The organism is Paenibacillus sp. YPG26 (assembly GCF_023704175.1).
In the GTDB taxonomy this organism is placed as follows: Bacteria; Bacillota; Bacilli; order Paenibacillales; family Paenibacillaceae; genus Fontibacillus.
Map to the genome: position 1 here is coordinate 96,682 of NZ_CP084530.1, position 26,034 is coordinate 122,715.

Consider the following 26,034-nt stretch of genomic DNA (forward strand, 5'->3'; position numbering starts at 1 on the left):
TGACCGCTGTAGGATTGAGACAGCACAAAGGCCCCATCAGCTCAGATGAGCTACGGGGCCTTTTGTGTTTAGGGTGTGGAAGTGATGCTCTTCTGGGCATCACTTTGATATTTACGAAGAATGGAGACTTCTACACGGCGGTTCTTCGCCCGGCCCTCCGCCGTATTATTTGGAGCAACAGGACGATACTCACCATAACCTGTGCTGACAAATTTCCTCGGGTCCAGCTTACCGTTAATAAGCAGAATTTTCATGAAATTAAGTGCTCTTCCCGAGCTGAGGTCCCAGTTCGAGTCGAACTGCTGGTTAGAGATGGGGACATTATCCGTATGACCGGATACAATAATGTCGTAATCCGGGAAGCCCTGGAGCATGACCGAGATGGCTTTGGCCAGCTTTCTGGAATCGGGCTTGACCGTATCATCCCCGGAAGCGAACAGAGCCTTGTCGCTAATGGTCACCGTTAACTGCGACTGGTTCAGCTTCGTATCCAGTTGGGAGGACAGTCCGTTAACTTTGATGTAATTATCCATTTGCTTCTTCAGCTTCTCCAGATCTTCCTGCTCCTGACGCATAAGCTCACTGCGCTTCTTGTTCATCGACATATTCTGGGTGCTTTGCTGAGGTGAACTGTCTTTGGGCGCATTTGTACTAGACCCTTCAATGGAGGGGCTCTTGTCCATTACGCCTACCCCGCCATTTAAAGCGATGCTGAAAGCCTTGCTCATCTGTTCGAATTTCTTGGCGTCCGTAGAGCTCATTCCATAAAGTACGATAAATAAAGCAAGCAGCAAGGTGAGAAGGTCAGCATAAGGAATCAGCCAGGATTCATCGGCATGTTCCTCATGCGGTTCGTGTCTATTCTTTTTGCTCACCGGTCGTCTCCTCCTTATCCTGAAGCTGGGCACGTTCAGTTGGAGTTAGGAAGACCGCCAGCTTCTGCTGAATGGCAATAGTGGAGACCCCAGATTGGATGGAGAGAAGTCCCTCCACCATCATCAGACGGATTTCAATTTCGCGCTTGGAGATACGTTTGAGCTTATTAGCTATAGGATGCCATAAGACGTAACCTGTGAATATACCGAGCATGGTCGCCACGAAGGCTCCGGCGATCGCATGTCCCAGCTTCTCCATATCGGTCATATCAGCCAATGCCGCAATCAGACCGATAACGGCACCGAGAACCCCGAGCGTAGGCGCGTACATTCCGGCTTGGGAGAAGATTAACGCACCAGCACGGTGACGCTCTTCGGTAGCCGCGATGTCCTCCGCGAGCACATCACTGACAAATTCCTGGTCATTACCATCAATAATCATCCGCATTCCACCGCGGAGGAAGTCATCATCAATCTCCTCCACCTTGCTCTCCAGAGCAAGAAGTCCTTCACGACGGGTGATGGAGGCCCAATCCATGAACAGCGCGATTAATTCAGGCTTGGTGACCATTTTGGGTTTAACAAACAGCAATTTTAGAAGCTTCGGAAATTTCTTCAGTTCTGAAGCAGGGAAGCCGACAAAGAGTGATGCTGCAGTACCTACAAAAATAATGATATAAGCCGCCGGGTTATTAACCAGGTTGATGATGGGTGCGCCCTTGAGCATCATACCCACGACAATGGCCACAATACCCATTACTAATCCTAATATCGTTGATATTTCCATTAATACACCTCGTCCATGAGATAGAATTGAATCCTTTCGGTCTTTCGGGCATCCTTCCGTCAAGACAGTTTGCAGACAGAAACTACAGGAACCTTGCAGCCTTTGTTCTGTAAGAAACGGTTTACCTATTTTATCGACAGATTTCCCTTTTTTTTTAAGATGAATTTTCAGTTATAATGAAAAAGACGGGTTCTTAAGATGAGATCAAGGAAGGCGGAGAATATAGATGGGCGTAAAACACGCAAGAGATTACGGAGATATTCTAGCTGAATTAACAGCTGCAGTAGGTTTGATCGAGGATAGTTATGTGTTTTTTGAAATGGAAGCTGATGATTGGGAAAGGCTTGGTGAGGCGGATAGACGTGAGGTTCATGAGGCCTTGGCGGAGGACCTATTCTATGGTCTGGGGACAGAGCCGGTAATCCGTGTAGGCAGTGGGATGCTCATGCTGGATTCCAACCTGCACCGGATCAACATCCTGGTTGGGGATACAGAACTGGCTACCGTACTTCTGGTCTAGGCGTCCACTTTAAGCGAAATGTGGATTTAAGTCCGAGTCTCATGGTAATATATCCTGAGAAGCATTATCGTTTAGGTACTTAAGTTCTGTTCTGGGTATTTAGTGGGAAGAGGAGAACTGCTGTACAGGCGGTATACGGGTCATAAGAAGATGTGAAGGATAGCCGGTTCTAAAGTCCCTCCAGGACAGTTCGGACGTTGTAAAGAATAGGGAGGAAATAGAATGCCATTTACACCTCAGGAAGTGGAAGCGCACTTAGTTAGTCTGGAAGGATGGGAGATGGAAGAAGAGAGATGGATTGTGCGCAAGTATGTATTCTCGAACTTCATGAAGGGCATTGCCTTTGTAGATGAAGTTGCGGCCATCTCGGAAGCCTTCAACCACCATCCATTTATCACTATAGACCATAAGACCGTGACGCTCCGTCTAACCTCTTGGGAAGCCGGCGGGATTACTGCCGTGGATATCAAGGAAGCCCAGCAGTACAACGAGGCCTTCGAGAAGACCCGCTCGGCTGAGTAGAACTCGCATTAGTAAGAGAGATGGCTTGTAGGAAGCTCGCCACCCTCGCAGCTATCACAACTCGTACAGGAAGCCTCAAGCTTAGAGGAAGCCGAAGAACTTAAGTCCAAATGCGGACCTCGTGCCAGATATGGCGATGGAACAGGCAGAGGTGCCTGCATACTTCTAGAAGCATGTTCCTCATCATAGTAGAGGAACTATGAAAGCAGTCTTGAATCGAACAAAGCACGCCCTCTGGAATACGCTTACAGCGTACTAGAGGGCGTGCTTTAGTTGATCTATTTTTTTGCGGCGAGCCATTCGGCTACTTGGGCAATCTCTTCGGGCTGCAGCTTGTCTTTGAATGACGGCATGGTGCCCTTACCTTTGGTAACTACGGTGAAGATTTGTTCATTGGTCAACTGCGCGCCAATCTTCTGCAGACTAGGTCCAACTTTACCTTCAAGCTGATCACCATGACAGCTGATACAGTTGGCCTTAACAGCCGCTTCTGCCTTGGTCGCATCCAACGTAACCTTCGGCATGGTAGGCTTATTCTCCTGTGCCACCTGTTCTTTACCCGGCAGGGTGAAGATGAGCACGATGGCCAATGCGCATGCAATGAAGAACAGACCGCTCATGATCCACTTTTGCATTCCAATCGTCCCTCCTATGTAAGATACCTTCTCCCATTATAACGGAACATCCTGTTTGATCATAGCATTTGTGACAAAAAAACAAACAAGTTATTCGTGCTGACTAAGTTTCATCAATGGGGTGAGATTTATCATTGTGGTAGACCATACAGTAAAAGGGCATCTTCCCTTCAGGAGTCCGCAGCTCGTATTGATCTGTAATCCGGAATCCCGCTTTCTCATAGGTACGTATGGCCCGTTCATTCCAAATAAGTACCTCTAGATCCACTTCATGCCCAGGATAACGGCGCAGGGCCTCTTGGACTATAGTCTGCACCAAAGACTTACCCAGTCCCTGACCACACCAATCGGGCCGCATTCCGATCCCTAAGCGGGATACCCCCTCCATAGGGAAGATTTGTGCGAATCCGGCCAGTTCCCCAGCAGGCGTAAGAACGGATAGGTACTGTTCCCGGCGAAGCTGAGGATCGCCGAACTCAATCTCAAGGGATTTCATCCGTTCCCAAGGGGGGAACTTGTAGATGTCATAGGGCGGGGGATAGACCCAGCTGCAGATAACCTGGGCGTGGGATTCTTCCATGGGAATAGCCTTAAATGCTGGAGGGTTATTCATCAACTGGCGTACCTCATTTCGTGTCGGATATAGATTAAAAAAAAGAAAAAAATATATATTTTTGTACGTTTAAGCCCAGTGGCAGTGGGTAAATATAGGATAAGCAAATATATGGAATTAAATTAGATATTTGTTCTGGAAGGTTGAAACCTTTGGCAGATATCTAACGTTTTAGAAGTAGGTACTAAGATAGCAAAAAGAAGACCGCAGGCGATTCCGGCAAGAATCGTGCGGTCCACTCGGATGTAAATTCCATTTGAGGGAATGGAGTTTACAGGTTCACAGCATATTTAGTGTATTTGGCTTTGCTAAGAACACGCTTAGCTCCAAGGTAGCGTTTGCTGTAGTAGCTGCTGCTGAGACGGTCAATGTGAATGCCTTTTGAGGAAGAGGCGTGTGCGAATTGGCCGTTTCCAAGGAATACTCCGACATGAGATACACCGGAACCGAAAGTATTAAAGAAGACAAGATCTCCGGCCTTCAATTGGCTCTTCGCCATAACTGGAGAACCCTGATGGAATTGAGCTTTGGATTGACGGGCAAGGGATACGCCCATTTTCTTGAACACATAAGATGTAAATCCGGAACAATCAAACCCACTTGAAGTTACGCCGCCCCATTTATAAGGAGTACCGTATACACTCTTCACCGTGTTAGTTAATGTGGAATCTGCGAATGCGCTGCCTGTTCCTAGTGTGAACAATAATGCCAAGCTCGTTGCCGCTGCTGCTAGTTTCTTTCTCAAGTTGTTATGCTCCTTCCAATGCCTGCGAGGTTAGCTTGAGGATTCGGTTGAAGGTTCCCTATGACCCCTCTGATGCAAGATCAATTCACCCATAACTGGTTCCCCCGTTTCCCAGGTGCGTGGGAATTCGGCTGGTTTGTTGGTTTAGTGCACCTGTGCTGAAAATCCGCAAGATACGGGATTTCAGGACCCAGCGTTCACGGGAAGCGATAGTATGACTTTCGTATGATCATCATATACAGACTTCGTGACGCTCCGACATAGGACAGTAATAATTACAAAGTTGTTACTAATTACTTGCCTATTGTACCAAAGGGCCCAAGCTTTGGCAAGTTTGTTTTACACTTTTTTTGTCAAGATAACGGTTTATTTGTCGAAAAATTGGCTAATACTATATTATTAGTCTAATTATATACAGACAAAAGCCCGCATCGATTCCGGCAAGAATCAATACGGGCGATGCCAAGGGAACTGCTTATCTTACATCAATTGTTGTCTTTGGAGGAATCGGCAACAGATTGAAATACTTCGTTGCTCATAATACGCTTAGCTCCAACGTAGCGGTTGGTGTAGTAGCTGTCACTCAGCTTGCTGATGGTAACGCCTTTTGAGGAAGAGGCGTGTGCGAATTTGCCATTACCTACAAATACACCTACGTGTGACACACCATTACCAAAAGTATTGAAGAATACCAGATCTCCGGCTTTCAGTTCATCTTTCGATACGGCCTTACCCATCTTGAATTGGGCGCCCGATTGGTGAGGAAGGTCTATTCCCAGTTTGTCAAATACATACATCGTAAAGCCTGAGCAATCGAAGCCATTCGTGGAGGTTCCACCTGACTTATAATCTGTGCCAATCACTTTGTCCACGACTTTGTCCAGCTTGGAGTCAGCGAAAACGCTTCCAGTCCCAAGGGTGAATAAAATGGACATTGATACTGCTGCAACCACAAGTTTCTTCTTCAAAAGCGGTTAAACTCCTTCCAATGCCTGCGAGGTTAGCTTAAGGATTCGGTTGAAGGTCCCCTATGATCCCTCTGTTGCGAGATCAATTCACCCAAGATGGTTCCCCCGTTTCCCGGTGCTGGGAATTCGGCTTGATATCTGTGCACCTATAACAAGAATACGACATTAAAGTCGAATCTCCTGCTTGTGACAAAAAAATAATTACAATGTTGTTACTGTCTGTTCATAATTCACATTGTAGCAAGGCAGGTATCTTTTGGCAATGGTTACTTGCGAGATTTCCAGGCCGGTTGAAACAGGAAAGGCCTCCGCAGATCTGCGGAGGTCTTGGGGGGCGTAGAGTTAGAGGAGACCGAAGGAGATTCAATTCTTCTCATTCCAAAGGTGATATTGGGAGGAAATATGCCAAATACTGAGAAGTGAACGGATGAAAGGATAGGATTGCTGAAGGATAAGTGCCAGAAATCCGGTCCAGATCCAGGAGACGGTACTAAAAGCGCCGAACAGGAGCAGGGTTACCCCGCCCAGGCAGAGGGATATGCCTATAACGGTAAGCAGCTGCCGCAAGCAGCTTAGCATAGAGGGGAGCATTCCCCGGCCAAAAATATAACCGAACTTGGCGTACAGAAGAAGCTGATGAATCAAATAGCCATAAATCAGCCATCCCAGAATATATATAGCCGTATAGAGAAGTGGATATCCGCCAGACTGTATGCCCTGTACAAGGAGATCCAGCAGCTTGGGTCCGAGCCAGTAAGCGGGACCAAGTACGAGAAGGAGCTCTATCAGGTAAAAGACGGTGACCGGCTTCCACAGCCTGCCGATCCCCTGGAAGAATACCAGACCGGCCCCGTCCGGGGTTAATGGACGAAGTCCATAGAGAATTCCGGCCTGAATGAGCGGGGTCAGCAGCATGCGCAGAATGAACATGCCGGCCAGAAGCCAGAAATACAGATGAACCTCGGAGCTGTATTTGAGCTCCAGCTGACCTTCAATCAGAAATAGAATGCGGCTTAGCTCGCCCGGCGCCGGATCCGGGTAGCGCTGCAGCAGCGGTATAATGGCAGAATTGATCAGCCGGTAGAGAAATACACCCCAGAGCAGCTGATAGAGGAACAGGATAATGACGACCGGGAACTGATCTTTGGTACTTTGCCATCCGTTACGAATGTATCTCACTCTATTGTCACCTCACCATGAGAGCAATCCAAGTAGGGACTCCACTACTTTGGTTATGCCCAGATTCCACCGCGTTCCGGTCTTCTCTTCCACTTCTGCTTTCAGATAATTGTTAATATGCTTGTTCTCCAGCACCAGGGTGTAGCGGGGATCGATCATTGCCCAGGCCAGCGGCTCCTTGTACTGCAGCTTGTAGACAATCTGGTTCTCATCACCCTTCCAGATCTTGCGCACAAGATGTCCGTCTTTGTAGCTGAACAGGACGGGAACCTCCGGATAGCTGCCGCCGAGTCGGCTGATCTTCACGACAGACTCATATAGGGGGCCGGGAGTCTTCTGTACTTGGTTCACGGTGATGGAATCAACCGAGTAATTTATCATTTGCCCGCTGTATACATACTGATTGAAATAATCCTTCCAGGACTGCCCGGTCACCTGCTCCACGACTCTTTGGAAATCCGAGGTTGTCGGGTGCTTGAAGCGGTATTTGCTGCTGTAGCGGGCCAGGATCTTGTTCATGGTTCCTGCTCCAACCTGCCGTTCAATGCCGAGCAGTACGAGCTTGCCGCGGGTATAGACATTTTGGGCATAGATATCGGAGGATCCGTATTTCCAGGATTCCAGAGGCAGCGCGGCTGGATGGTTCACGAAGCTGGCCTGAACAGGCAGATTGGGCTGAATTCCATAGGCGCTCTCCATGAGTTTGTCTTCAGCGTAAGAAGTGAATCCCTCATCCAGCCAGGCTTCTTCGAATTCGTTACTTGCGATCATGCCGTAAAAATATTGGTGTCCGATCTCGTGCACCACGGTTCTCTCCAGCTCATACCCAGGTGAGAGCGAAGTCGCTCCAAAGGCAGTTACGAGGGTCGGATACTCCATTCCGCCTGCCCCATTGCCGCTTGCCGGGGGAACCACGATGGACAGGGTCGAGTAAGGATAACGGCCATACCATTTGCTGTAGGAAGACAAGGCAGCCTTAGCCGCATAGAAATAGCGGTCCTTAAGGTCCTTATGCAGCGGATCGAGATACAGCTTGATCCGGACACCCGGGACCTCGGCCGAGGAGAATGGCTCCTCCGCATAGACAAAGTCCGGGGAAGCCGCCCAGGCAAAGTCATGCACATCATCGGCATAGAACTGGTAGATCTTGCGATTCTGCTTGACCGCTGCGGTCTTGGTGGGAAAGCCGGTCGCTGCGACGATATAGGAGCTTGGCACATTGATCCGTACACTGAAGATCCCGAAGTCGGAGTAGAACTCCGAGCTTCCGTGGTATTGATGCAGGTTCCAGCCTTCGGAGGCGCGGCCGCGGGTTCCGGCTGGCTCATACACACTTATTTTGGGGAACCACTGCCCGGCCATCACGAAGTTATCCGCGGTGCCCATGCGGGCGAATACCTTGGGAAGCTGGACCTCAAAGCTCATGAGAATAGTTATGCTCTCTCCGCCCTGAACGGGGCGGGGAAGCCGAACCTTGACCAGAGTCTGGTCTTTCGTATTGCCATCATCAGGCTGTACATACTGAAGACGGTGAATCAGGGAGATCCCATCGGTGGTCCGGATTCCAGTCAGCTTCATGGAGCCCCATCCATCCTTTGGCATAGAGTCGCCCCGAAGCTTGCCTCCGGACTCCTTCATGAAGGTAGTATCCTTGGAGGCGAAGGCGTTCGGATACAGGTGAAGGTAGAGCTCGCTCACGGGCTGTCTGCCCGGGTGCTTCCAGGTTATACTCTCGGTGCCGGTTAAGGTGCGGTCCTTCTCATTCAAATGGACATCAATGTGATATTCGGCAATGCGGTCACTAAGCTGCTCCGTACCGGGTGTGCCGATACTCTCGGGTGTCTTGGGCTGATCCTGCGGAGGCTTGCCCATTTCCGGAGCAAATGAGGTCTGGGCAGGGGCGGGTGTCAGGCTGAACCATACAGCGCCGCCAATAACGATAAGGCTGAGAATTGAGATAAGTATAATTTTGATCCGTGGTGGGGTCATTCTTGGATACCTCCCGTTGACAAGCATCTAAGGCATGTATATGTTTGCATCTGGGGGATTATTAGTTAAAATTAAAATATACAGAGCCTGTTGTTATGGAGGGCACTCCGAATCATCAGCAAGCAAGGCTGCGGCTCATTAATGGAGGGGAATATGGACAATCTGAACAAGACTGGCAAGAAGCAAATTGCCTTAAATATTATCAGCGGGAATGAGAAAAGCAGCAAACACAAGGGCTTTGGCGCGGGTTCCATTGACCTGAACAGCGTATCGCCGATCATTATTGATAGCGGGGAAGCGAAGATCGACATCGGTGCCATGCATGCGAAGAGTAAAGTGGAGCGGGGAATCAAGTTCTCTGCGAATAAAGAGGACGTGCCGAACGGGCGTCAAGTATGGCTGGTATGGGTTGCGGTGGACCGCACGCCGGAAGGCCAGCTGTATGGCGGAGCGACTGCGTGTGAGATGCTGATCGACACCGAGGCGAAGCGCGGATGGAAGATTCTCGCCGACCACGTAAATAAGCTGGATTACGCGATTAAACGCCGCATTATGCTGGATGAGCTGGGCCCGGCAGATAAGCAGGCACTGCGTACACTGCTGGTCACGCATAACGAAGAATGGTGGAACCGCTCATCCAGCGAGCTGAAAAATGCCCTGGAAGGGTAAAGAGCTGCAGGAAAAGTGGGTATATAATAGGAGGGGCCGTTCCATGAGCAAGTATGGGACGGCTTCTTTGTCCATGGATAAGGGGAACGGGTGATTGAAGCTTGTTAATCGGACGCTTCGAGCGTCATTCCTATTCAGCCGGGGGATTCTCACTCTGGAATAGAAGCAGCCGGGATGCCTTGGGCATCTTGGCGACAACTAGCTGGTAGGATTCCTGCAGCATGGCGGCAATGACCTCGTCCGGTACTTGTCCATTCAGCAGTACGGTATTCCAGTGGCGCTTATTCATATGGTAGCCGGGGATCACGGCGCCAGGGTAGCTTTCGCGCTGAATCCAGGCCTCCTCTGGATTGGTCTTAAGATTGACGGATGGAACGTCAAGATGATTGGTCAGCAGAGCGAACATTTTGCTGCCGACGTAGAGTACTGGAAGACTTGGGTCAAAAGGGTAGTCTAGGCGGGTTCCCGGGTAGCCAAGACCAAGCTCGATAAGTTCCTGATGCTTCATAAAGGGTCACTTTCCTTTCGTAACAGGTGTTGGAATATGTAGACCTCTGTCTGGGTGAGAGGGGATTAGGCAGGTAAGTAAAGGCCAGGCTATTCCTTCTTAGTGTATATTGAGCCTGTTCGCAATTCAATGGATGGACGGCTATAGTTAATCGGGTTGGAGAGGGAGAAGGCCCACTCCAAATAGGCAGGTATCCCGCGAATAATGCGCGCCTTGATGAGGGAGCGGATTTCACCGACCAGTACGACCAGTATATGCCTGTCATATGACAAAAGGCAGTTCAGACCTCGCGCGGGTGCCTGAACTGCCTTTTGTATGCTGTATGGGGTGTAGTGTACAGGTTCCTGCTGATGTGGAGCTTAAGCTTCCTTATCTCTGCCAAGCAGGATGGTCAGTCCAAGCAGGGTGACTATAATGGTTGCGCCCATATCGGACATGACAGCGATCCAGAGGGTAAGCAGGCCTGGAATCGTTAGCAGCAGGGCGATCAGCTTAAGGCCCAGACTGATGCCGATATTCCAGCGGATAATCCGGTTCGCCAGACGGGCGATCCTGATCGCTGCCGGCAGCTTGCCGAGATGATCCTGCATCAGGACGATGTCGGCGGTCTCGACGGCACTGTCGGTGCCCTTACCCATCGCAATGCCCAGCTGGGCTGTGGCCAGTGCGGGGGCATCGTTAATGCCATCGCCAACCATAGCGACCTGCCCTCTAGCTGCCAGCTCCTTGATCTTGTCGACCTTCTGCTCCGGCAGGAGGCCGGCGTACCAATCTGTGACACCTGTGGCCTGGGCCACAGATTTGGCTGTACCGGCATGGTCACCGGTCAGCATGACGGTATGTTCAATCCCGGCTTGGTGCAGCCGGGCAATTACGCCGCGGCTCTCGGCGCGAATCTGGTCCGCGAGTCCGGCAATGCCCAGCACATGCGCCGCATCGGCTACCAGGACAATCGTCAGTCCGGCTTCCTTCATCCGGTGAAGATCCGCTTCTATCCGCTCTCTATCCGAGGCGGACAGAGAGACGTGCTTAAGCAGCTGCTCATTGCCTGCCCAGTAGCGAACCCCCTCGATATCCCCTTGAATCCCTTGACCAGGGAGGGTAACCAGGTTATCAACCGGGGCAAAATGGGTGATTCCTGACTCTTTGGCCTTGCGGACTACCGCTTCAGCAAGCGGGTGAAGAGAGGATTGCTCCATAGCCCCCGCTGCGGCGTAGAACCGCCCCGGATCGTATACGGCTTCTTGAATAACGGCAGGACGCCCTTCCGTGAGCGTTCCCGTCTTGTCGAAAGCGATCATGTTGATGCGGCCAAGCTGCTCCAAATGAACACCGCCCTTGATTAACACGCCGCTGCGGGCACTGCGGGTCATTCCACTTACAAGCGCAATCGGTGAGGACAGCACGAGCGCGCAAGGACAGCCAACGATCAGAATAGCAAGCCCTTCATATACCCATTTCATCCAGGGCGCTCCAAAGAGCAGGGGCGGTATCAGTACAACAAGCGCGGCAATAATCATAATTGCGGGTGTGTAGTATCTCGCGAATTTATCAATAAAGAGCTCGGTAGGCGTCTTGGTGTCCTGTGCTTCTTGCACCAGATGCATGATCTTCGAGAGGGAAGAGTCCTGGTAGGCCTTCTCAATCTTTACCTTGAGAAGACCCTCTGTGTTCACGCTGCCGCCAAACACACTGTCCCCGGCGTGCTTCGAGACGGGAATGGATTCCCCCGTAATTGCCGCTTCATTCACCGCGCTGTTCCCTTCGGTAACCGTTCCGTCTGAAGGGATCTTTTCTCCGGCACGGACAATAACAATGTCATTCACCTGCAGAAGTTCGGTAGGAATAGTCTCTGTACGGCCTTCGGCGCGAAGGACTACAGCCTGCTTAGGAGCGGCGCTGAGCAGTGCCTCCATAGATTTGCGGGCCCGGTTCATGCCATAGCCTTCAAGCAGCTCGTTAAGCCCGAACAAAATCGCGACCAAAGTGGCCTCTTCCCATTCCCCGATCACAACAGCACCAGCCAACGCTACGGTCATCAGTGTATCCATGTTGAATTTCAATTTAAGCAGATTCTTCAGGCCCCGCCAAAAGGTGGAGTAGCCGCTTAACAGGGTGGCTGCCGCGTAGAACAAGATCAATGCCGCTGACGGCAGCACATTTCCCAGTGCAAAGGTGGCTAAGTACAAGATCGCGGCTGCGCTGAGCAGCCACTTGATCAGCTGGCCACCGTGTCCGCCATGATCATGGTCATGGGAGTGGCTGCCCGCATGATCATGCGCGTGGCCTTGATGGACGGGAGGGTGATCGTGTCCGTTGGGGTCGTGGCTATGGGAGTGGCTGTCCGCGTGATCATGTGTATGGCCTTGATGGACGTGAGGGTGATCATGCCCGCCGCCTTGGTGGTTGTCTGCATGGGAGTGACTGCGGGCAGCATGGCCATGAGCGGCCGGGCCGCTTGCGGCAGCTGAGACTGCCGAGCTCGCTGGGCCTACTGAACCTACTGAACCCAGGGAACCCACGGAACCGACGGAACTCACATGGGAGGGGTCGCGGTCTGTTTTTGCAGCTGCGACTTCATCGGCTACAGCAGTAAACTCAGCATTAGCTGGCGAGACGCCTGAATGGGTGTCTGCGGGAAGGACGAGGGTCGCCCCGTCGCTCTTGAGGATTTTGCGGACACGGGTGAGGTCCACCTTAGGATTCACAATCAGCCTGCTGCTGTTATAGTGAAGCGCGGCGTCCCCGCCATGTTCCAGCTTGCGGATCTCGTCCTGCAGCTCCCGGGCACAATTAGCACAGGAGAGTCCTTGTACTTTGTATTCGGCTTTGGAACTTGCGGATGAGTTACTCATGGTCGCTCTTCTCCCTCTGATGCTCCAGCGTCATGGCGATCAGCGTCTGGATATGATGGTCTTTCAGCGAATAATAGACGTTCTTGCCTTCTTTGCGCGATTTCGTAATATGGGAGGACTTCAGCTGCCTTAGATGATGAGAGGCCGTGGCTACAGAACAATCCAGCAGCGCCGCAATGTCACATACACACAGCTCCTTGCCCTGATCGAGCAGAAAAGCGATTTTTACACGGTTAGGATCGGATAACGCCTTGAAAATTTGGGCCATGCCCACGATCTCCTCTTCCTGCAGCAGTTCGCGCAGCTTAGAGGTAATCTCTTCATGTTCACAGTTCGTCTCACATACTTCGAGTTGGGTGTTGGTCTGCGTTGTCATGGCATATCGCTTCCTTTCACATTATCATTCAAACGTTCATTTGATTGTTATAGAGCTAGTATATCCCATTTCGATAACATATTCAAACATTGGTTTGAATGTTAAAAGGAAATTGTCCTAAATATAAGTTAACCCTTATTGAGGAGGTCTAACTAGACAAATAATTGAAGAGATGCAATAGGACAAGTAAATGAAGAGATGTGATAGGGCAAGTGAATGAAGGGATATAACAGGACAAGTGAATGAAGAGATGCAATAGGGCAAGTGAATGAAGAGATATAGCAGGATAAGCAACTGAAGAGATGTAGCAGGACAAGTAAAAAACCCGGGAGAAGGGTCCAGGGAATTGGAACCTTCTCCCGGGCCTTGCGGCTAGCGCAGCTGCAGCCCCTGAAATGTCCCGCAGATCGGGGCATGTTTGGCTTTGACCGATACAAAAGGATGGTCCTTGATGTTGAACCGCCAAGGCTTAGCCGCATACTCCTCGGCGTAATCAATGTTAATGCGGGGGGACTCCACGATATCGAAGTCCTGATGCTCATCGCCGGCTTCCAGCCAGATCGGCCCGCCGGGAGCGCGCAGGTCCAGTCCGTTCAGGGAGCGGTCGATACGCAGGGCTCGGCACAGCTTGCCGGGACCATTGCTCAGATCAGCGGGCTTGCGGGACTGGATGTCGCGGTACTTGGCCATGATCAGCCTGTCCACTTCCGTTAGCGGCTCAGTTGCCCGGATGAGCACGGCTTGCGGATCGCCCTCCCGGCCGGTAACGACGTTCAGACAGCTGTACATGCCGTAGATCAAATACACATACGCGCTGCCTCCCTCCCCGAACATAATGGAGGTTCTATTGGTGCGGCGGCCTCCAAAGGCATGGCTTCCCTTGTCTTCAACTCCTCCGTACGCCTCGGTCTCAATGATCCGTGAACGAATCTCTCCGTCCTCCGTCCGGCGGACAAGTGTATGTCCGAGCAGGCGCGGCGCCGCTTCCAGCGCAGTCACCTGGTAGATGGAAGAAGGGAGAAGGCGGGGAGGCGGGATCCGCTGTTCATCATGCTGCCTCGCGGGAGATTCTGACGCAGTCATCTCCGTGATCCTGTCGTCTGTATTAGGGTTGGACATGTGCTCGTCGTTCATGATTGCTGCCTCCTTACTGAAACCGGTTCAAGTGGGTTACCTTCATGTTATATAACCCGGCCCATGGAGGCAAATCAGGAACAGAACAACCTTATTACTTGTTCATCCACCAGCGCTTGAGGTCGCCCCACCACGAGCTGTCTTTGGACTTTCCGTCCTTGGCCTCCGCCGGTGCGGGGGTGCCTTTGCCGCCATGATCACTGCAATACTCCTTCGGCTCGGTTCCCTTGATGAACATCTCAAGGCGCTGGTTCGCCGCGCATTCCGCTGTGGCCAGCTTGCCGGACTGCGGGTCAACATACACACTAACGACCCCATCGGGGATAGGAAAAATCTTCGGCGGCACCTTCTCCAGCGCCTTCTCCGTGAACTGGGCGAAGATCGGCGCGGCTTTGCGCGACTCTGCGGTCTCCAGGATTTTGCCCTTGTCATAACCGACCCAGACCGCGGTGGACAGCTCGGGCGTGAAGCCGACGAGCCAGGCGTCGGTGTGGGTTGTGCCTGTTTTGCCGGCGACCGGACGCTTCATTACTGCGGATACGCGGCTGCCCGTTCCTCCGGTCTCGAACACGCTCTCCATCAGATGCGTCATCACATAAGCGGCGGCGGGCTCGACAATCTGCTCCGGCGAAGGAGGCGTGTGCTCGTAGAGGATGTCGCCGCCGCTGTCGGTGATTTTTATAATAGCGGTGGGCTCGACGCTCCGGCCCTGGTTGCTGATGACGGCGAAGGCCGACGCCATCTCAAAAGGGCTCACCGGCGAAGTCCCAAGCGCGAGCGAGGGAACGGGCGCAAGCGGGCTGTCGATGCCCATGCGGCGCGCCATGTCGATGACATGATTCGTCCCGACGGTCATGATCGTATTGACCGCGTAAATATTGTCGGATGCCGCGATCGCTTGGCGCATGTCGATCTCGCCGAAATACTTTTCCCCGAAGTTGCGCGGACTGTACGTCTTGCGGTTCCCGTCGTAGTGGAACAGGGTCGGCTCGCTGTTGAACATGCTGGCTTCGGTCATTTTGCGGGAAGAGAGGGCGGTCAGGTACATAATCGGCTTGAACGAGGAGCCGGGCTGCCGCGTCTTGGCCAGGACATGGTTGTACTGGTTCTGTGTGTAATTCGTTCCACCGACAAAAGCCTTGATATACCCGTTACGCGGGTCGATCGACACCAGGGCGGCCTGCAGATCCGGGCTTCCGATGGTGCCTTCGGTGACGGCGGCTTCGGCGGCTTTTTGCGCCTCCATATCCAGGGTGGAGTAGATCGTCAGGCCCCCGTGCTCCAGCAGACTCTCCTCAATGCCCAGCTGATTGATCACCATACTCCGGACATAATCGCGGAAATAGGGAGCGTCATCCCCCGTGGTACGCTGGGAAGGCGATTTGAAGCTGAGCAGCTGCGCGTACGCATCATCGGCCTGCTGCCGGGTAATCGCGCCGGTCTCGACCATTGTCTTCAGCACGATACGCTGGCGGTCCTTGGCATTTTTCATAGAATTATACGGTGAATAGTAGGTCGGTCCCTTCGGGATTCCAGCAAGCATAGCACTCTCAGCAAGTGTTAAGGACTTGGCCGGCTTGCCAAAATACATCTCAGACGCCGCCTCAACGCCATACGCGCCGTGCCCGTAATACACTTCATTCAGATACATCTGGAGGATTTCGTCCTTGCTGTATTTCATCTCAAGCTGGGCGGTATACATTGCTTCCTTCGCCTTGCGGGTCCACGTCCGTTCGTGGGACAGATACAGGTTGCGCGCAAGCTGCTGGGTCAGGGTGCTGGCTCCCTGAACGGTGTCCAGGTGCTCAATATTGACAAGCACGGCACGGGCCATGCCTTTGATATCGAATCCGATATGGTTATAAAAATTGCGGTCCTCCACAGCCAAGGTGGCGTGAATGAGATCCGGCGCAATCTGATCCAGCTTCACGCTGATGCGGTTCTTCGCCCCGGAGGAAAAAGTCGCAATCGTCTCCCCGCTGATATCCACAAGCCGTGAATTCCGGTCGGAATCCGCTGTCGGCAGCGGCGTATTGGCAAGGTAGATCAAGGTTCCTGCGACAGCACAGATGCCCAGGACGGCAGTGATCAGGGAGATTCTAAGGAACAGCCGTAAGCCCTGGCGGGGTCTGCGGCCGCTTCGTGATAGTCGCTCCATTGTGGGTAGTGCCTCCTTCTCTTTGGGACTTGGTGTGCGAAGCGGGACATAGGGTGATGGCTTCTGGTGGCTGATGGCTGAAGGCCAAGGCCAAAGGCTGAAGACTAAGACTGAAGGCCAAAGACTAAAGACTAAAGACTAAAGGCTAAAGGCTAAAGGCTAAAGACTGATGACAGAAGATAGAAGACAGAAGACAGAAGACTGAAGGCTGAAGGCCAAAGGCCAAATGTTAAAGACAGAAGACAGAAGACAGAAGACAGAAGACAGAAGACTAAAGGCTAAATGCTAAATGCAGAAGGCAAAAGCCAAAAGCCAAAAGCCAAAAGCCAAAAGCCAAAAGGCCATGTCTGGTGGTAGATAGTTAACAAGTAGTGGCTGACCCTGTCAGGTCTATTTTCTAGTATGGGAAAGTTTGGAGGAGTTATTCACTTTGTTTAACCGAGGACCGGGAAGAACGGGAAAGATCGGGAACTCTTTTTTGACGCAAAAGGTTGATAAGGGCGCAACTAGTGGGAGGTTTTTCCTGGGGGAATATAGAAGATTACACCTAGGGAGTGCAGCTAAGACTTGAGGAGTTGGAAGAAATGAGTGAACGATTAAGCAAAGCCAGGCGCAGACTGATTGTGACGGCAAGATGGGTGCTGAATTATTGGGCTTACCTGCTCATACCTTATATTGCGGCGGGAATCGGTTTGTATTATTGGGCTAACAACTACCTGGATGTGATCGTGTGGGTATCGGGGGCGGATGCAAGCGGGGGATGGAAGCATTTTATGTTATCTTTTGTGGGCATTCCTGTTCTGCTGCTGGCAGTTGCGTACTGGTTCGTGCCGCTGGTGGCCGTGGTTATTATGTATGCGGCTTGGAGGATCTCGGGAAGGAAGTCCGGAAGCCTGAGCATGAAAGGGTACCTGGATAAGTTATCTCAGTAGCAGAGAGTCATGGACAAATTTATTTGAGCAGGGGGATATTTTATGAAGAAGAACGAATTTATTGAATTCACAGCCCTTATTAACTATCTCAAAGAACTTGGCATCAATCCAGCAGAGTATCTGAGTCGGGAGGAATTGAAGAGATACACGGAGTTTGGAGCGGCATATGTAGGCATGCCAGGTGAGACGTTTAGAGATGAGCTGAAAGCCGTGATTATGGGGATGGCGGAGAGGCATTTGAGATAATTGTTGTAATTTATTCTATGGATGGGACGGAGAGGAGCCATCGAGCCATTCACTGGCTCACACGGAGGCTGGGAGTTCAAGAGCGCATGTATTCAGAATCCAGATGGATATATTCTTGTGTTGGGTGCTATGCGTGTGATTAGCGCGGAATAGGCCAATTATTTTAACAAGTATTGCTCTATTGTTAGCATGGGTTGAATGTTAGGCTCCTCCTCAAGCGAAAGGTTATTGGTATTTGGCATAGGACAACTGAAATGATTAGGACCAAAGGCATTGGGACAGATTCTCCGGGGGAGAACTGTCTCTTTTTTTGTTAGGCATAAGTGAAAGTTTGTGTTTTGTATAAATATGGAAGGTACTGAGCTGAGGCACATAGAAATATATAAGGAGTATGGTGTAATTGCTAAGGATAAGCAGAGTTCAGGAACATTTAATGGTAAAAACAGACGGGTATCAAGCAGCGACCGTAGGGAAGCTCCGCAAAATCCCTGGGCGCTGCTGGATACAGGCCGAACTCGCCTGGAAGCTCCCGTATTGTGAGGAATCTGTGCGAATGCTGAGCGACATGTTCCCGGTAGAAGAAGTAGATATAGACCCACCGCTGCGCAAAGAGGAAAGGTTTCGAAGGTATTTTCCGTATGATGCTTCTGTGGCAAAGGAGATACGGGAATCTCAGAAGCTGTTCAGCCAACTGCTGACGCTTAAGGGGTTAAGTCCACAAACGAAGAAGGCTTACGAAGGGCATGTAAGGCGATTCTGCGAAGATGTGGCCGATGACTTTCTTGAATTGCAGACCAGGCATGTCCGGGACTATCTTCTTCAGCTCTTTAAGCTGGAGCGTTCTCATTCGTATATCAATCAAGCGATGAGCGCAATGAAGCTTTTTCTAAGTCAAGCTTATAAAAGACCTGATCTGATCGTGAACCTTCCCAGACCGAGAAAGGAAAAGAAGCTGCCTCCCGTATTGTCTATGGAGGAGTTGAGGCTGATTTTTGGATCACTAAGCAATTTGAAACACAGGATGATTCTTATGCTGACTTATTCAGCTGGGCTCCGTGTCGGGGAGGTTGTACGGCTGCGCCTGAACGATCTCGATCAGCAGCGGATGCTCGTTCATGTGCGGCAGGGGAAGGGCAAAAAAGACCGTATGACCCTGTTGTCGCACACAACTGGTGAATGTCTAGTACGTTATTTAGAGCGAGAACGGCCTTATGAGTGGCTCTTCCCAGGCGCTGAGCGGGATCGACCAATTACCGTGAGGAGTGTACAGCGGATATTTGAACGTGCTCTGCAGTCGGCCGGTATCCGGAAGCATGCAACCGTGCATACCTTAAGACATTCCTTCGCCACCCATCTGCTGGAGGCCGGGACGGATCTTCGCTACATTCAGGAGCTGCTGGGCCATGAGGACATCAAGACGACTCAGATCTACACCCACGTCTCCTCCAAGGAGGCCCGCCGTATCCAGAGCCCTCTGGATCGGTTGTATCCGGGCGGGATAGGTGACGCAGATACCCAAGGGAATGGGGATTAGGGCGACAGGTGTCGTGGATTTAGTGTTATACGCAATTGCCCTTGAACCCCTGAAGAAGCCAACCCCATGAAATCGAATATTCGCTATGAAGCAGAATCATAGAAGAAAGAATCATAGTTTACTTCGTATTTAGAACGGCCGAGATCGGCACTAGGATCGAATTAACTATGATTTTTTTAGTGCATATGCGGATATCCGGGTGATTTCATGGGGCCGACCGATTCGCTAGACTTTCCTAATCCTTACTTGAATTCCTCAACCACTTTAACGGCGAAGCGTCCCGAGGAACATCGAAGAAGAAGGTTACTGGAGGTTCGAAGAAAGGGTTGGCAGGTAACCTGCATAGGGACGATCACGCCAACCGAGTGGTTTTGAAAGGCAGGAATTCAAGTTCAAAGCCAAGAAGGGATTAGGAAAGGCGAATCCGTTGGGGCAAACTCGAAGAAGAGGGCAACTGCGTATAACACCACATTCACGCTGCGGGGCATACGCCCCTTGGTCTGCCGGGGAATCACAAGGAAGTATGTCCAGGCAGACAACTCTGCGAGACTAAGTCTTCGACCCGGCGCTAACGCGCCTTAAGCCTCTCGGGTTCGCGAATGCAAGAACGTTATACGACATGGACGTAAAAAATGAAATTAGGTGAATTCGATGAAGATTAAGGACCAGCAAAATCTACTTTTTCAAAACTTATCAAATATCAAAAACTATTGGGTAAGCGAATCAACTAGCAGCTTATTACCTGAAGCCGATTTGATATGGTGTAATAACCCTGAACAAGTTCAAAGTTTAAGTGAAGTTCTAAATAATGATGAACTTCTCAATGCATTTAAAGACTATCAGAAAGAAATTATACAAGGTGTAATACATTCAATACTTGTAATGTTTGATGGTGGGGATGCATTAGCTGAGAAGCTTAGAATTGAATTGATAAATGCTGAAACAAAAGAAATATTAAATGAGAATATAGCATTGCACGAAGATTTTATAGAGTTTTTAATTGACAATGAATGAAATTGTAAGTTATTCGAAGTAGTCGTCCACGTCATATAACACCGCATTACCGCAGCGGGCCTAACGGCCCTTGGTCGCTGGGGGAATTTACAGGGAAGCATATTCAGCGACACACCCGCACCACCTAAGCACAGTCGCGCCCATTCGGGAGCCAGGACACCTGGCTCCATGCTACCTTTAAGGTTGTGGGGCGTCGGGAATGCAACAACGTTATAAGAAATTGGGGCAAACCCGATAGAAATCAAATTCAAATAAACACTAACAAGAGGTGGTACCCTTGTCACATGTCAGAGTTAGGTGTAGCGGTTTAATAATTAAAGATAATTCAATTCTTTTAGTTGAGTATGATGACAATGGAATTCATTACAATCTACCAGGCGGAGGATTAGAACGTGGAGAAACAATAGTTGATGGTGTTACTCGAGAAGTCTATGAGGAAACTCGCTCGGAAGTCGAAGTCGGTGAATTAGCTCTAATTTATGAGTTTGCGCCCCATAAACAGTCAGGCGACTATAGTGTAAATGAAAGCCATGGATTACATCTTATATTTGAATGCAAATTGATAAATAGTTCAATCCCCAAGCTTCCTCCGCAACCAGATCCTCACCAAGTCGCAGTTAAGTGGATTCCAGTGGATAAGTTAGAATCGATACTTTTAATACCGAATATCTCGGAACAAATAAAAGAATATGTAAACAATAGAAGAACTATAGCTCTGATTGAAGATCATCAATTAGAAAGATTGAAGTTATAAGAAGAGTAGAGAGTGAGTATTTCAAGGAAGGCCCCAACTTCTTATAACACCATATTCATGCATCGGGCCATCCGGCCCTCGGTCCGACAGAGGGATTTCAGGGAAGTGGGGACAGCCGGACAACCCTGCACTGGCTAAGTCCGTCGGACCCGCGCTTGCGCGCTTAAGCCAGTGAGGGTTCGTGAATACAAGAGAGTTAGCTGAAATTGCTGAAATTTATCAAAAAGAGAGAAGGTAAAAAATGAAAGGAATAATAAAGATAATAGAAGCAGTTCGATCAGAGAGTCCACTTTTGGAATTTTTTAGAGCAGGAATAAAACCGGAAGAAATAAAAGAACAAATTATTAGTGATTTCGATCAGTATTTTAGGAATAAAGATAACCTTTCCAAATATTCTATGACTTATTTAGTCTCAGATTGGATTCTTTATAATAAATATCGTGATAATAGTTGGTTCAAACAAAAGTTATTAGAGTCATTGAATATGTATAGAGATGCTTCTAAACGTGATGCATTTGCATGTCATGATATTTTTAAGCAATTAATTGATGACCAAATTGAGACAGGGAACCGATTTTGGAGTTTTGTTTTTACAGAGACTAATAAAAAAGATTTAGAAATATATGAATTTACTCAAATGACAATGAATGATATCGGTCGAATAGTCGAAGGATTGTTTAAGACATTGTTATTAGAATATATCTCTATGTACAGATTATCAAAAGGTAAGAAGGTTGTTATAAGTGATATCAAAAAGTTGGATCTTGGAATAATAAATAATGAACTCATTCAAACCTCTGCTTTTCTCGATTTATTCTCAATTAGATCGTTAAAGCTATCTGATTGGAGAAACATTGCTTATCACCATAATTACTCAATTGAAAGCGATAAAATTAAATGTACTTATGGTCCAAAAGATAATCGAAACACTATATTGCTAGAGAAAGATGAATTATGGGCTGTTTTGCTTGAAATATCAAGAATACTTGATTTGCTTAACCTCACCCATAAATTCTATTTTTATGATAATGACACTGAAATACTTCAGGGGTTTGATCCTGACTCTATTAGGGGAGAAGCAAGAACGGAAATTTGGTTTTTAACGTTCGCATCTGCGTTAGTTGCTCAAGGATTTGACATTATTTCATTTGAAACTAGCAAAGAAATTACAAAATTGATAGTTAGAGAAACTATTATTGATTCTGATAAAAGAACTAGAGCGATACATTCTTCACAATTTACATACAATTTATGGTACTATACATCCTCGGTTAAATTGGAAGTTGAATATAGGGATTTAGAAAACGTCCCATACTTAAGAGCATCTACAACAAATGAAATATGTGAAAAGATAGGAAGTAAAGAGAAGCCTTTCACTTATCTTGCTGAGTTTATTAACTTAGAGATTTTAGAGAATGATGCTTGAAGGTTTTTCATGGATGTCATTGATGAATACAAAACCGTTAGGTGAAACCTTGGAAAGCTTGTTAAAAACCAATTCGTTGCAAGTTCAAGGAGCAAATCATGGATAAAGACGCATATTTTAAAAACCTTGAAGAAATCATAACTGACCCAATATTTATCGCCTCTTCAAAGGAAGATATTGATGAAGATATCAGTAACAATATGTGGTGCATTTCATTAGAACAAGAATTGGCAAGTCAAATAAATATTAATGATTTTGTGAACTTCCTTAGTTCGGTAATAGATAATCGACAAAACCAAATAAGAGCATTAAATGGACAGAATGGAATGACTTTTTATCTTTGGTTTGACTGGATGGCAAGCCAATTGAGGTTTAATTTAATTTCTAATATTTATGATAAGCTACCTTTTTGGTGCGAACTTGAATTACTGGATAGAATGGAACCGATAATTGAGGAATTCTTGGCATATCCATTCTTGAATGGGCTTCCAAGTGGAGGCTATTCTGATGGATCAGAAGAGAAACCGTATGTATTAAAAGTCTATATAAAGATATTGAATGTGGAGTAATCAGGATGTCCAAGGCATCCCATAACACCGTATTTACGCTGCAGGGCTATCGCCCCTCGGTTCCCGGATGTATAATAATGGAATAAGCTCAGACAACAAACGCCCCAGCCGAAGATAAGAGCTATCTAAGGCTGGGGCGTTTTGTGAATACAAGAACGATAATGAAACCCACTATAACTTACCTTTTGGAGAGCATCCAATGATAAATAGTCTAGTTGAACTAAGGAATAACGATGAGTGTATTCAAGGAAGCTTTATTTATGCATTACATGAAGAAGATTGTTTTGATGAAAGATTGTATTGGAAATTCTATAACTCTGTTTTGGAATTATCTATTTATTTTGGGGACAAGGAGCACGATCCCCAGATCACTAGAATGATAATTCATACACACAACTACTTTTTGAAGTCGTTGATATGGAGTTATTCGCCTAATGATGCAAGTCGTATTAAGAACTTACCGCATGACAAGTTACATCTTTATGTTGAGAGACTTTGTGTAAGGGTGGAGTATGGCTATTTTGAAAGACAGATTGTTGACGAAGAAGGTCTTAATGAAGATCTTATGAACCCGTATTACGAACTTAATTGAAAGCATATTCTAAGAAGAGTAAACATCAGATAACCCCCGCACTCACACTGCGGGCCGCTGTCACATCTCTTGGTCCGCCCCATTGGGGCTTAAGGTTCTCGGCTCCGCGAACACCCAGAAAGTTACCCCGAAAGCAAGGCAAGTTCTTTCTAATTAATAAATACTGGGAGGGATTACAATGAAGATAGAAGATATATTTAGTGACCTACCTACCCTGGAAACCGAGCGAACAATTCTCAGGAAGATTGATCTTGAGGATATTCAAGATATTTATGCTTACTGTAGTGATGAAGAAGTATCAAAGTACACAACGTGGGAAGTTCACAGGAAAATAGAAGATACTAAAGGATTTGTTAATTATGTTCTAGGCAAGTACACCAACTGTCAACTCAGTCCCTGGGGAATCCAAGATAAGAATACAGGTAAATTAATAGGCACTTGCGACTATGTGAATTGGGATATTGATAATTATAAGGCTGAAATTGGGTATGCATTGTCTAGGAAACATTGGGGACAGGGGTATATGACAGAATGCGTAAAAAAATTAATTGAATTTGGATTTGTAAGCATGAATCTGAATCGCATTGAAGCTAAATGTATTCTGGACAATATTGGTTCATCCAGAGTTATGGAGAAATCAGGGATGAGACTAGAAGGGATTTTAAAAGAGTACATTTTTAATAAAGGAAATTTTCATGACATAAAAATATACTCCATAATTAGGGAAAAGTAAGTTTAACTGATTAGTTTGAGAAGTCCTTGCCATCGATAACATCGCATTCCCCAGAAGGCCTAACGGCACCTTCGCGTGATAAATTACCGGTGAAGCGTATTTGAGCAGCTCACCACCTAACCATAGTACCAACTAGTCGGGAGTGCAGCTACGTTATGTGTAATTTGCAGATCCTTTTCTTTAATGCTTTTCCTAAGAAAGGTAGACATCGAATGTTATCCTTATTACTAATTGTAGTTATTCTAATTATTCTTATGATTAAAAGACCTATATCGATTAAATCTTCTAAAATATTTTTATATTTGTCTAAATTATCATGGTATCAGAATCCATTCCTATGTGGTCTATTTGTTTCACTCGTGAATTTAATTCTATTTATATCTGTAATCGGGTTATCTCTTTTATCAGTATTACTAAGTCTTGGATTTGTATGGATGCTTTTTCCTATTTTGGGTGTCGTAATAAATATATGGTTCTGGATACAGGTAGGAATGACATGGGGAGACCAAAATGAGGGAAGAATAGTAACTGCGTTAATTGGAGGTGCATTTTATTGGGTCGTATTTTTATTTTTTATTTATAGGTATGTTACGCTAACTCCCCAATTTGAAGGTGACGATACTTTTATGACGGCTATTGGCTTATTTATGGGGATACTTATTTCTTTTATAGCTGGGGTATTATGCATTTGGGCAATATTATATTGTTCAAGATTAATCAATAAAGACAGTAACTATGCCTAACATCATATTCATGTATCGCAAACTTACGGGAGTGAGAATTGTTATATACAACAACGTTAAGTGAAATTTGATTTAGTGAAAGAAAGTGGTAATTGGTCTAGGAAAAGCGGGATTTGTAATTGAGAGAATGATTGAGCAAACTGATGAGACGATAACAGCGATATGGCCAAGAGAGCTAAGATGATACCTGTAACTTCCGTTCGGCAGAGGTATCTCGGAGGAAGCGGTAGCAACCGGATAACCCTGCACTGGCTAAGTCCTCGTGGGTCTTGCAATCCATAAGCAAGTGAAAGTTCATGGATACAACAACGTTAGACGAAATCGTTAGACAAAATCAGAAGAAAGGCTTAAAAAATGAAATCAGAACACCATTTCACAGATAGTCTCGAATACTTGTCTCATGGGAGTACAAGACAGAAGGAAGTATATCAAATACTTACTGAGCTTAATATCTACGAAATGCTTAGCGACTTCTCACCAATTCTTGTTGGGACGATCCCTATACAAATAGATATTCCTGATAGTGATCTAGACATCATCTGTGAAGTTTATGACTTCAAAAGCTTTGGAGATCTACTGGATAGACATTTTAAGTCAATGAATCAATATAGTTCTTCGATTAAGACGGTAAATGAAGTGCCAAGAATCGTATGTAACTTCGAGTATAAGGGTTGGTTGATTGAAATATTTGGTCAACCAGTACCAACTCAAATGCAGAATGGATATAGGCATATGATAGTCGAGAATCGTATACTTGCCATTTGTGGGGACAAATGCAGACTTAAAATAAGAAACTTGAAAAAGTTAGGATTAAAGACTGAACCAGCATTTGGTGTATATCTAAATCTCAATGGTAATCCATATGATGTTCTCTTAGAAATGTACGAATGGAATGAGCAAAAACTAAAAAAATATTTGAGATGATTGCAGATACACATTAGCACCACCCAACTGCATC

27 protein-coding genes and 2 riboswitches are annotated in these 26,034 nt (G+C 47.7%); of the genes, 14 read left to right on the plus strand and 13 right to left on the minus strand.

The window, feature by feature from the left end:
• Nucleotides 1-68: 68 nt before the first annotated feature.
• The gene (gene motB, locus LDO05_RS00460; protein WP_251376944.1) at nt 69-875 is read right to left on the minus strand and encodes a flagellar motor protein MotB; all 807 of its coding nucleotides are present in this window, start codon (nt 873-875) and stop codon (nt 69-71) included.
• Nucleotides 859-1,662, minus strand: coding sequence for a flagellar motor stator protein MotA (motA, locus tag LDO05_RS00465; protein WP_251376945.1), 804 nt, complete (start codon nt 1,660-1,662; stop codon nt 859-861). Before motA ends, motB begins: the two co-directional genes overlap by 17 nt.
• Nucleotides 1,663-1,888: 226 nt before the next feature.
• On the opposite strand from motA, the gene LDO05_RS00470 reads away from it, so the two are divergent.
• Together LDO05_RS00470 and LDO05_RS00475 are read left to right on the plus strand one after the other, a co-directional pair.
• Nucleotides 1,889-2,182, plus strand: a complete 294-nt coding sequence (locus tag LDO05_RS00470) for a hypothetical protein (RefSeq protein WP_251376946.1) — start codon at nt 1,889-1,891, stop codon at nt 2,180-2,182.
• A 222-nt stretch (nt 2,183-2,404) separates the two neighbouring features.
• Entirely contained in the window at nt 2,405-2,704 is a 300-nt protein-coding gene (locus LDO05_RS00475; protein WP_251376947.1) for a 4a-hydroxytetrahydrobiopterin dehydratase, read from the plus strand.
• A gap of 278 nt (nt 2,705-2,982) precedes the next feature.
• Here the strand turns inward: LDO05_RS00475 and LDO05_RS00480 are convergent, their stop codons facing one another.
• The 6 genes from LDO05_RS00480 to LDO05_RS00505 all read right to left on the minus strand — a co-directional run bounded on the left by LDO05_RS00480 (nt 2,983) and on the right by LDO05_RS00505 (nt 8,833).
• Complete coding sequence (locus tag LDO05_RS00480) at nt 2,983-3,339, minus strand: c-type cytochrome (protein ID WP_251376948.1); 357 nt, start codon at nt 3,337-3,339, stop codon at nt 2,983-2,985.
• A 103-nt stretch (nt 3,340-3,442) separates the two neighbouring features.
• Nucleotides 3,443-3,952 carry a GNAT family N-acetyltransferase gene (locus LDO05_RS00485; RefSeq protein WP_251376949.1) on the minus strand — a complete coding sequence of 170 codons (510 nt, stop codon included), beginning with the start codon at nt 3,950-3,952 and terminating at the stop codon, nt 3,443-3,445.
• Nucleotides 3,953-4,223: 271 nt separating this feature from the next.
• Complete coding sequence (locus LDO05_RS00490) at nt 4,224-4,697, minus strand: C40 family peptidase (RefSeq protein WP_251376950.1); 474 nt, start codon at nt 4,695-4,697, stop codon at nt 4,224-4,226.
• Between the two features lie 4 nt (nt 4,698-4,701).
• Nucleotides 4,702-4,840: riboswitch (cyclic di-AMP (ydaO/yuaA leader) on the minus strand.
• Between the two features lie 342 nt (nt 4,841-5,182).
• A complete protein-coding gene (locus tag LDO05_RS00495; RefSeq protein WP_251376951.1) occupies nt 5,183-5,665 on the minus strand; it encodes a C40 family peptidase in 483 nt (160 codons plus the stop codon).
• Between the two features lie 6 nt (nt 5,666-5,671).
• Nucleotides 5,672-5,807: riboswitch (cyclic di-AMP (ydaO/yuaA leader) on the minus strand.
• Nucleotides 5,808-6,028: 221 nt separating this feature from the next.
• Nucleotides 6,029-6,844, minus strand: a complete 816-nt coding sequence (locus tag LDO05_RS00500) for a hypothetical protein (protein WP_251376952.1) — start codon at nt 6,842-6,844, stop codon at nt 6,029-6,031.
• Between the two features lie 12 nt (nt 6,845-6,856).
• Nucleotides 6,857-8,833, minus strand: a complete 1,977-nt coding sequence (locus LDO05_RS00505; protein ID WP_251376953.1) for a M1 family metallopeptidase — start codon at nt 8,831-8,833, stop codon at nt 6,857-6,859.
• 153 nt (nt 8,834-8,986) lie between these two features.
• Here LDO05_RS00505 and LDO05_RS00510 point away from each other — a divergent pair, with 153 nt between their 5' ends.
• Nucleotides 8,987-9,502 carry a YwhD family protein gene (locus LDO05_RS00510; RefSeq protein WP_251376955.1) on the plus strand — a complete coding sequence of 172 codons (516 nt, stop codon included), beginning with the start codon at nt 8,987-8,989 and terminating at the stop codon, nt 9,500-9,502.
• A 130-nt stretch (nt 9,503-9,632) separates the two neighbouring features.
• Here the strand turns inward: LDO05_RS00510 and LDO05_RS00515 are convergent, their stop codons facing one another.
• From LDO05_RS00515 to LDO05_RS00535, 5 genes are all read right to left on the minus strand, one after another.
• A complete protein-coding gene (locus LDO05_RS00515; RefSeq protein ID WP_251376957.1) occupies nt 9,633-10,010 on the minus strand; it encodes an MmcQ/YjbR family DNA-binding protein in 378 nt (125 codons plus the stop codon).
• Nucleotides 10,011-10,369: 359 nt separating this feature from the next.
• Nucleotides 10,370-12,865 (minus strand): heavy metal translocating P-type ATPase, encoded by a 2,496-nt coding sequence (locus LDO05_RS00520; RefSeq protein ID WP_251376959.1) that lies wholly within the window; start codon nt 12,863-12,865, stop codon nt 10,370-10,372.
• Nucleotides 12,858-13,241, minus strand: coding sequence for an ArsR/SmtB family transcription factor (locus tag LDO05_RS00525; RefSeq protein WP_251376961.1), 384 nt, complete (start codon nt 13,239-13,241; stop codon nt 12,858-12,860). Before LDO05_RS00525 ends, LDO05_RS00520 begins: the two co-directional genes overlap by 8 nt.
• A gap of 372 nt (nt 13,242-13,613) precedes the next feature.
• On the minus strand, nt 13,614-14,375 hold the full coding sequence (locus LDO05_RS00530) for a DNA-3-methyladenine glycosylase (protein ID WP_251376963.1): 762 nt from the start codon (nt 14,373-14,375) through the stop codon (nt 13,614-13,616).
• 94 nt (nt 14,376-14,469) lie between these two features.
• Nucleotides 14,470-16,533, minus strand: coding sequence for a transglycosylase domain-containing protein (locus LDO05_RS00535; RefSeq protein WP_251376965.1), 2,064 nt, complete (start codon nt 16,531-16,533; stop codon nt 14,470-14,472).
• A gap of 584 nt (nt 16,534-17,117) precedes the next feature.
• On the opposite strand from LDO05_RS00535, the gene LDO05_RS00540 reads away from it, so the two are divergent.
• The 11 genes from LDO05_RS00540 (at nt 17,118) to LDO05_RS00590 (ending at nt 26,000) form a co-directional block, all read left to right on the plus strand.
• Nucleotides 17,118-17,465, plus strand: a complete 348-nt coding sequence (locus LDO05_RS00540; RefSeq protein ID WP_251376967.1) for a hypothetical protein — start codon at nt 17,118-17,120, stop codon at nt 17,463-17,465.
• A gap of 42 nt (nt 17,466-17,507) precedes the next feature.
• Nucleotides 17,508-17,711, plus strand: a complete 204-nt coding sequence (locus LDO05_RS00545; RefSeq protein ID WP_251376968.1) for a hypothetical protein — start codon at nt 17,508-17,510, stop codon at nt 17,709-17,711.
• A gap of 400 nt (nt 17,712-18,111) precedes the next feature.
• Nucleotides 18,112-19,245, plus strand: a complete 1,134-nt coding sequence (locus LDO05_RS00550) for a tyrosine-type recombinase/integrase (RefSeq protein WP_276575529.1) — start codon at nt 18,112-18,114, stop codon at nt 19,243-19,245.
• Between the two features lie 651 nt (nt 19,246-19,896).
• Nucleotides 19,897-20,259, plus strand: a complete 363-nt coding sequence (locus LDO05_RS00555) for a histidine kinase (protein ID WP_251376969.1) — start codon at nt 19,897-19,899, stop codon at nt 20,257-20,259.
• A gap of 277 nt (nt 20,260-20,536) precedes the next feature.
• On the plus strand, nt 20,537-21,013 hold the full coding sequence (locus tag LDO05_RS00560; RefSeq protein ID WP_251376971.1) for an NUDIX domain-containing protein: 477 nt from the start codon (nt 20,537-20,539) through the stop codon (nt 21,011-21,013).
• A 241-nt stretch (nt 21,014-21,254) separates the two neighbouring features.
• Nucleotides 21,255-22,439, plus strand: coding sequence for a hypothetical protein (locus tag LDO05_RS00565; RefSeq protein WP_251376972.1), 1,185 nt, complete (start codon nt 21,255-21,257; stop codon nt 22,437-22,439).
• A 98-nt stretch (nt 22,440-22,537) separates the two neighbouring features.
• On the plus strand, nt 22,538-23,008 hold the full coding sequence (locus tag LDO05_RS00570; RefSeq protein ID WP_251376973.1) for a hypothetical protein: 471 nt from the start codon (nt 22,538-22,540) through the stop codon (nt 23,006-23,008).
• A 199-nt stretch (nt 23,009-23,207) separates the two neighbouring features.
• Entirely contained in the window at nt 23,208-23,600 is a 393-nt protein-coding gene (locus LDO05_RS00575; RefSeq protein WP_251376974.1) for an Imm41 family immunity protein, read from the plus strand.
• Nucleotides 23,601-23,778: 178 nt separating this feature from the next.
• On the plus strand, nt 23,779-24,333 hold the full coding sequence (locus tag LDO05_RS00580; protein WP_251376975.1) for a GNAT family N-acetyltransferase: 555 nt from the start codon (nt 23,779-23,781) through the stop codon (nt 24,331-24,333).
• 302 nt (nt 24,334-24,635) lie between these two features.
• The gene (locus LDO05_RS00585; protein ID WP_251376976.1) at nt 24,636-25,076 is read left to right on the plus strand and encodes a hypothetical protein; all 441 of its coding nucleotides are present in this window, start codon (nt 24,636-24,638) and stop codon (nt 25,074-25,076) included.
• 354 nt (nt 25,077-25,430) lie between these two features.
• Nucleotides 25,431-26,000, plus strand: a complete 570-nt coding sequence (locus LDO05_RS00590) for a DUF4269 domain-containing protein (protein ID WP_251376977.1) — start codon at nt 25,431-25,433, stop codon at nt 25,998-26,000.
• The last annotated feature ends 34 nt before the right edge of the window (nt 26,001-26,034 follow it).

Bases quoted from the DNA above. Each gene is read 5' to 3' on its own strand.
- LDO05_RS00565 (WP_251376972.1), top strand. From the start codon at position 21,255: ATGAAAGGAATAATAAAGATAATAGAAGCAGTTCGATCAGAGAGTCCA.
- LDO05_RS00525 (WP_251376961.1), bottom strand. From the start codon at position 13,241: ATGACAACGCAGACCAACACCCAACTCGAAGTATGTGAGACGAACTGT.
- LDO05_RS00540 (WP_251376967.1), top strand. From the start codon at position 17,118: ATGAGTGAACGATTAAGCAAAGCCAGGCGCAGACTGATTGTGACGGCA.
- LDO05_RS00535 (WP_251376965.1), bottom strand. From the start codon at position 16,533: ATGGAGCGACTATCACGAAGCGGCCGCAGACCCCGCCAGGGCTTACGG.
- LDO05_RS00470 (WP_251376946.1), top strand. From the start codon at position 1,889: ATGGGCGTAAAACACGCAAGAGATTACGGAGATATTCTAGCTGAATTA.
- LDO05_RS00480 (WP_251376948.1), bottom strand. From the start codon at position 3,339: ATGCAAAAGTGGATCATGAGCGGTCTGTTCTTCATTGCATGCGCATTG.
- LDO05_RS00475 (WP_251376947.1), top strand. From the start codon at position 2,405: ATGCCATTTACACCTCAGGAAGTGGAAGCGCACTTAGTTAGTCTGGAA.
- LDO05_RS00555 (WP_251376969.1), top strand. From the start codon at position 19,897: ATGAAGATTAAGGACCAGCAAAATCTACTTTTTCAAAACTTATCAAAT.
- motA (WP_251376945.1), bottom strand. From the start codon at position 1,662: ATGGAAATATCAACGATATTAGGATTAGTAATGGGTATTGTGGCCATT.
- LDO05_RS00590 (WP_251376977.1), top strand. From the start codon at position 25,431: ATGAAATCAGAACACCATTTCACAGATAGTCTCGAATACTTGTCTCAT.
- LDO05_RS00530 (WP_251376963.1), bottom strand. From the start codon at position 14,375: ATGAACGACGAGCACATGTCCAACCCTAATACAGACGACAGGATCACG.
- LDO05_RS00505 (WP_251376953.1), bottom strand. From the start codon at position 8,833: ATGACCCCACCACGGATCAAAATTATACTTATCTCAATTCTCAGCCTT.
- LDO05_RS00570 (WP_251376973.1), top strand. From the start codon at position 22,538: ATGGATAAAGACGCATATTTTAAAAACCTTGAAGAAATCATAACTGAC.
- LDO05_RS00515 (WP_251376957.1), bottom strand. From the start codon at position 10,010: ATGAAGCATCAGGAACTTATCGAGCTTGGTCTTGGCTACCCGGGAACC.
- LDO05_RS00580 (WP_251376975.1), top strand. From the start codon at position 23,779: ATGAAGATAGAAGATATATTTAGTGACCTACCTACCCTGGAAACCGAG.
- LDO05_RS00520 (WP_251376959.1), bottom strand. From the start codon at position 12,865: ATGAGTAACTCATCCGCAAGTTCCAAAGCCGAATACAAAGTACAAGGA.
- LDO05_RS00545 (WP_251376968.1), top strand. From the start codon at position 17,508: ATGAAGAAGAACGAATTTATTGAATTCACAGCCCTTATTAACTATCTC.
- LDO05_RS00510 (WP_251376955.1), top strand. From the start codon at position 8,987: ATGGACAATCTGAACAAGACTGGCAAGAAGCAAATTGCCTTAAATATT.
- LDO05_RS00485 (WP_251376949.1), bottom strand. From the start codon at position 3,952: ATGAATAACCCTCCAGCATTTAAGGCTATTCCCATGGAAGAATCCCAC.
- LDO05_RS00575 (WP_251376974.1), top strand. From the start codon at position 23,208: ATGATAAATAGTCTAGTTGAACTAAGGAATAACGATGAGTGTATTCAA.